Source organism: Limnoraphis robusta BA-68 BA1 (assembly GCF_034932365.1).
GTDB lineage: Bacteria > Cyanobacteriota > Cyanobacteriia > Cyanobacteriales > Microcoleaceae > Capilliphycus > Capilliphycus robustus.
Genome location: NZ_JAYGHR010000077.1, coordinates 86,707 through 92,851, shown reverse-complemented (window position 1 = coordinate 92,851; position 6,145 = coordinate 86,707). Strand labels below are relative to the sequence as shown.

Sequence of the window (6,145 nt, the reverse complement as noted above, 5' to 3'; positions counted from 1 at the left end):
AACGCCTCCCGAGAGACTGATCTCTGCTTAAGTGGGGAAACCCAGTTGAGTAAGTCAACTCATAGAAAGAGGAAACCCAAACAGTGATGTTTGGAATCTCCGTCGTTTACGGCGGAGAGGATGTCAATGATGCGAATTGCCTACCAATTCCGCCTACTGCCAACTTCTAAGCAACGCGCCACGATGAGTCGATGGCTCGATATGTTGCGATTGCAATATAACTGGATGTTGGCAGAGCGGTTTCAATGGTGGGAAGAAAATCGCTCTCCGGTCAATGCTTGCCCTCTGGTCTGTTATTTGCCTGAACTGAAAGACCAGCCTGATTACTATAGTCAGAAACGCTCTCTGGTGTCACTGAAGCAAGACAGACCGTGGTACAAGGACATTCCACTCACAAGTGCTTCAGGACATGGTAAAGCGAGTCAAGCTGGCATTTGACCGCTATCTCAAAGGAGACAGCAACGGAAATCGAAGCGGTAAGCCACGATTCAAGAGCAAGAACCGCTATCGCTCATTGACGTATCCCCAAGCTTCGATTGATTGGATTGATGGAAACAGAATCGAGCTTCCCAAAATTGGAGCGGTGAAAGTCATTTGGCATCGTCCACTACCTGATGGATTTGCGGTGAAGACAGCAATTATCAGTCAAAAGTCCGATGGCTGGTACATTACGCTGACACTCGAAGATGTTTCAGTTCCCGAAATTACTTCAGATGTTGATCGGACTTGGGATAACTCCATCGGTATTGATTTGGGACTAGAAAACTTTCTGGCTGATTCAGACGGGGAATTCGAGCCAATTCCTCAGCACTTCAGAAAGTCAGAAGAAAAGCTTGCACGATTGCAGCAAAAGGTATCGACTGCCAACAAAGGTAGTCGCCCCCGAAAACTGCTAGTTCGCAAGGTTGCTAGATTGCATCAAAAGATTGCACGGCAACGCAAACAGTTTCACTACGAAACAGCGCAAAAAATTCTCAAGAAAGCCGATGTGGTGTTTGTTGAGGATCTAAGCGTGAAAAATATGACCAGACGCGCTAAACCCAAGAAAGATAAAACTGGGAAGTTTCTTCCGAACGGGCAATCTGCAAAGTCAGGGATCAATAAGAGTATTGCTGACGCAGGTTGGAGTCAATTCGTTGATATCCTCGCCTTCAAAGCTGAAAAAGCTGGTCGGAGAGTTGTCAAGGTTAACCCCAAAGGAACTTCTCAGCATTGCTCAAACTGCCTGAATCGTGTTCCGAAAGAGTTGTCTGACCGATGGCATTCTTGCCCACATTGCGGGACAGAACTCGACCGGGATACCAATGCGGCAATTCTCATCAAAAAAGTAGGCTTGGACATCGGCTTACTCAAAAACGCTCAACCAGCTAAGGCTCGGAAGAGAAGCCCGGGCTGTACCGCAAGCGCGGTCAGCGTCGGGAGTATGTCACTCATGTTATTCTGGGATGAAGCTGGAATCCCCGTAATTATGCTTCTAGTCGGAGGTCAGTGTTAGAGACTACAATGACAGACACAGCCTCCAGCCCGATCCAGGAGTAGGTCAGAGTGTCATGTTTATTCTGAAACGGCAGGATGTTGAAATTAAAACCATTCAACACCCAAATCGGGATCTGCAAATTCCCATTTTGAATTATCAGGGACAGAGTTTTCGCCTTATGAAAGTGTTCACCGCCCAGCAATCCGATGAAGCAAAAGCCTTCTGGCGAGATCTGACGGATAACCGAGGCAAAGCTTGTGTACTGCTCGAAGAGCCAGATCGCTATAGCGTTTGGGGCAAAGTTCGCCCCGATCAACTGATTGGCGATGGTTTGAATACCAGCGATAGTAAGCAATCTGCACTGATAAGCGCGTGTTTGCTGGTTTTGCAAGCCGTTTACTTCGACGTGGAAGACTTGCTAGGCTCTAGACAAGCTGGCTCTTTTGAAAAAGATTTAGCACAAATTTTTCACAAAGCCAAGTTTCCCCAAACGGAAACTCAAGAAGCGGTGAAAACCTTACTGACAAGAGACCCTCTTGACGATCTTCAGATTCCCCCCTGGCAGGAACATCATCTCAACACTTTGTTAGAGGAACTTTATCAGCTTGCCAAAAACTATTTTGGCAATACCAGCTTCGCCGAGGGAATGGATGAAGTGCTTGAAGAATTGACAAACGAAGATCGGGCTAACTTTATCGGTTGGCTAAATCAATCTTCTGTTGGTAAGCTGTGGGCAATAGGTTAAGGAATGTTGAGAAATTCTAGGCTGTATGTCCCCGATATGGGACGCTGAACAATAGACGCCACTAAAAAGTCGGTTTTGGCGACTGATGGGGCATCAAATCAGAGTCTTTCCCGTTAAATTGCCTGTTATTTTATCCCTATGAGTAGCACTTCACACCAAAAATCACTGTCTATATCCTCAATGCTATCGGCTCAGAATCTGGTCATTTTCGGTATCGTCTGGGCTGTACTGGCATTATTGTTCTTTCTGCTGTTTAGTGTAACCCCTGAAGGAGAGGAGCTACCACTCTGGTACTCGATTGGTACCTATGTGTTTGAACTGGGTGCTTTTCTGGTGGCAGCATTGGTTTGTTACCGCAACTGGCAAAGTCCCCAAATGGTGAGCGGACGAAATGTTTGGTTAGGTTTTGGTTTAGGATGTTTATTCTATTTCATTTCAGGTGTGCTGTTTGGATTGTGGGAGTTGGTTTGGAACTTAGATCCAGATGTTTCACTAGCTGATTTCTTTTATGTCTTGAGTTACTTCTTCTTGGGGTGGGGGATGGTTCTTGCTGTCACCTCCAAGCGGTTGAATTTAGAAATTTGGCAATGGGCGGCGATCACCGGAGTTGCAGTCGCGGGGACAGCCTTAGCCGTTTGGGTGGCTGATCCTTCCTTTTTTGGGCTGATTGGTTCCCCAGAAACACCTGCTATCGAACAAGTCGCCCTAGAACCCGCTACCCCTTCTTCGCCAGAGACTTCGGTGATCTCAGCCCCAGAAGTGGACGAAGAAACGACAGCGCCCGCTTGGATCGTCACTTTAGATGAAAAACTACAGCCCCTAGCAACCGGGGTGAATCTGTTTTACATTATTGGTGATGTTTTTCTGTTGATTTTGGCGACTGCCCTAATTTTGGCATTTTGGGGTGGACGTTTTTCTCAATCTTGGCGAATGATTGCATTTGCTACCTTTTCCCTCTACGTGGCTGATATGTACTTTAAGTGGGCAGATGTTCGCGGCGAAGGAGAATATGAAAGTGGCGGATTATTAGAAGTGTTTTTTGTGTTTACTGGAATTTTATTCGCGATTGGTGCTGTTTTAGAATATGACATTTCCACCCGTTCTCGTCAGAGTAGACGCGGCAAACGCGGCAGTGCGAAAAGCTAAAATAGGTAACTGGTGAGCAGGTGATTTATGATGAGGAACTGAGTTCTCGCGATTATCGCTCACTCTCTCAACAGTTACTTTCCGATCCTCTATCTAAGATCTCAAACCCAAAATCGAATGTCATCCTCCAAATTATCTGACGCTGAAAAACAGGAAATTGTTAAGTTGTACCAACAGATGCCAGAGGAGACAACCATTACTCTGGCTGATCGCTATGGAGTAAGTAGTTCAACCGTCAGACGTGTTCTTCAAAGTGCCATTCCCAAGGATACTTATGAGACTCTGACTCAGCAGAAACAACGCCTGCATCGAACAGGTAAACGCTCGACGCGCAATGCTGAGGAACTTGAAGAATCAATATTCACCCCCATGCTTGAACTTGAGTATCCAGAACCTGAATATTCCGAACCTGAATATTCCGAACCTGAATATTCCGAACCTGAATATTCCGAACCTGAATATTCCGAACCTGAATATTCCGAACCTGAATATTCCGAACCTGAATATTCCGAATCTGAATATTCCGAATCTGAATATTCCGAATCTGAATATTCCGAACCTGAGTATCGAGAAGTGTCTTCTCTACTTGACTCTTTCCCCGTGACTAAGCGGCGACGTAAACGCTCTTCAGCTAGCGAGAACGTTGAGTTGTCAGAATCATCAGAAGTTGATTTAGAAGTAGATACCGTGACAACTCCTAAGCCGATTCTCAAGTCAGGAGACGAACAATCCAACTATTCCTCAGATTCAACTTCAGCTAATATTAAACTGATCGCTGAGGACTTTTTGCGAGAAGAATATAGCGAGTTTGACCCTGATGAGGATGAAGATGAGGATGATTTAGAAGACTATTCAGATGACGAAGAACGAGAAAAGTTCTTCACTTCTCCTCTTTCAATGGCGGGTCTAGTTAAAATCTTACCATTGGCGGAAGCAGAACTTCCAAAAATTTGCTATCTCGTGATTGATCGGGCGGCTGAATTGGTTGCTAAACCTTTAAAAGCGTTTAGCGAGTTAGGGCAAATTCCGGCTGATGAAATTCACGAAAAAACCTTACCTGTGTTTGATAATCATCGAGTCGCGAGTCGTTTTTCAGCCCGAAATCAACGAGTATTTAAAGTTCCTGATAGTCGTTTGTTGCAAAAAGCGGCGCCTTGTTTACAAGCGAAGGGAATTACTCGACTCTTAATTGATGGTCAGGTCTATCGATTTTAACTTTTAATGGTAATGATTAAAGTCTAAATGGTAACGCAATTGTGACCTTCGATTTGACGATTTCTCGACCTACAGGTGAACCAAACCAAGAATCAACGTGCCAGGAATCTTGTTTATTCTTGGTGCCAACGGCACTGGTAAGTCTAGCCTAATGCAACGGTTATATATAGCAATCAGAAATGATTTGTGAGAAATCTAAAAGCTGATAAAAAGTCTGTAACGACTTTCCAAGATTGCCTTTTGCCTCTTGCCTTTTGCCTTTTGCAAGAAGATATGACACACAACTCAGAACGGACTGCTATAGTAATCATCATGCTAATGCACAGTGGATATCAGCACATCGTCAAACTTGGTTTTCTTCCAATGCAATTGATTGATCACCTCAGCAAAAGCAAAATATGGAAAACAATATCCGAGGCACGGATACTAGGTTGGAGTCGCGCTGGAAAGACGATTACCCTCAATATCGCCCGAATATTGCAATCTATGAGCTTATTGATGCTGAGAACCTGCGTGCTAGGGAAATCGCTGGTGCAGTCGATAGCAACAATTTAGAATTGTTAAATCAAGATTTTCCAGGTTTCGCATTTTGAAACGAGTACAAAAATACACTATTACGAATCGAATCAAACAGAAAACGAGGGGGATCAAGAATGGGTTTACGTTCCAGGGTTCGACGCCAGCGCCACAGGGTTAAACTAACAATCCACGCCCCATCAACAAGGGCTGCATACAGCCATCCGTAGTTTTTCACGTAGTAACGATGTCGTGCATCAAACCAATATTGAGGGCGACGCTTCGGGGTAATTTTAGTGTCTGTAATCCCCGAACTCTGCCCAACTAAATGAACCACCCGACTTTGGGGTTCATACCAACAACTCCAGCCTGCACGTTTGGCTTGCAAACAAAAATCCTCGTCTTCGTAATACAGAAAATACCCTTCATCGAGTAAACCCGCTTGTTCAAAGACTTCACGCCGTACCATCATACTCGCACCTGGTATCCAGTCTGTCGCACAAGGGGAGTTAGACACCGGAGGCGCAACCATCCAACGCGCTAACAGTTTTGAGACTAATCCTAATCGCAAGCCCCCTTCAAATTGACTCATCAGGGTTTGAAAGCGAAAAGCCGAACGTTGGGGAGTTCCATTTGGATGTTCGAGGCGACTTCCCACAATTCCCACTTGGGGATGCGTCTGAAGAAAGTCTATTAAGGGTTGCATTGCACCCCGACGAACTTCTGTATCCGGGTTCAGTAACCACACAAAATCTGGCGGATCTGACGATTGTAAAGCCGGACGAATTGCGGCATTATTACCAAAGGCATATCCGCCATTGTGATCTAAGGGTAAAAGTGAAGCCCATTCTCCCCACCCTTCCGCTTTAATTGCGGCTTGAATTTGAGCAACTGAACCGTCGCCTGAACAGTTATCTACTGCTACAACCTGAATATTCGGCTGAGATTGAACTTCCAGAACGAGCGATCGCAAACAGTTAATCGTTAGTGTGGGAGTGCGATAATTCAGAATGACAACCAGTAGATTCATACAACAGTTTAAAAGC

Annotated in this window: 7 protein-coding genes; 6 read left to right on the top strand and 1 reads right to left on the bottom strand. The window is 45.1% G+C overall.

Annotated elements, in window-relative coordinates; genetic code table 11:
• Window positions 1–183: 183 nt before the first annotated feature.
• From VB836_RS22750 to VB836_RS22725, 6 genes are all read left to right on the top strand, one after another.
• The gene (locus VB836_RS22750; protein WP_323222783.1) at window positions 184–438 is read left to right on the top strand and encodes a helix-turn-helix domain-containing protein; all 255 of its coding nucleotides are present in this window, start codon (window positions 184–186) and stop codon (window positions 436–438) included.
• Window positions 410–1,495 (top strand): RNA-guided endonuclease InsQ/TnpB family protein, encoded by a 1,086-nt coding sequence (locus VB836_RS22745; protein ID WP_323222781.1) that lies wholly within the window; start codon window positions 410–412, stop codon window positions 1,493–1,495. Before VB836_RS22750 ends, VB836_RS22745 begins: the two co-directional genes overlap by 29 nt.
• Window positions 1,496–1,550: 55 nt before the next feature.
• On the top strand, window positions 1,551–2,222 hold the full coding sequence (locus VB836_RS22740) for an Npun_F0813 family protein (RefSeq protein WP_046278913.1): 672 nt from the start codon (window positions 1,551–1,553) through the stop codon (window positions 2,220–2,222).
• A 138-nt stretch (window positions 2,223–2,360) separates the two neighbouring features.
• Window positions 2,361–3,368 (top strand): hypothetical protein, encoded by a 1,008-nt coding sequence (locus tag VB836_RS22735; protein WP_046278912.1) that lies wholly within the window; start codon window positions 2,361–2,363, stop codon window positions 3,366–3,368.
• Window positions 3,369–3,485: 117 nt separating this feature from the next.
• Window positions 3,486–4,583, top strand: coding sequence for a transcriptional regulator (locus tag VB836_RS22730; RefSeq protein ID WP_323222779.1), 1,098 nt, complete (start codon window positions 3,486–3,488; stop codon window positions 4,581–4,583).
• A 398-nt stretch (window positions 4,584–4,981) separates the two neighbouring features.
• Complete coding sequence (locus VB836_RS22725) at window positions 4,982–5,176, top strand: hypothetical protein (protein WP_323222777.1); 195 nt, start codon at window positions 4,982–4,984, stop codon at window positions 5,174–5,176.
• Here the strand turns inward: VB836_RS22725 and VB836_RS22720 are convergent.
• On the bottom strand, window positions 5,149–6,129 hold the full coding sequence (locus tag VB836_RS22720; protein WP_323222775.1) for a glycosyltransferase family 2 protein: 981 nt from the start codon (window positions 6,127–6,129) through the stop codon (window positions 5,149–5,151). The two genes, VB836_RS22725 and VB836_RS22720, sit on opposite strands and share 28 nt — an antisense overlap.
• Window positions 6,130–6,145 lie beyond the last annotated feature (16 nt).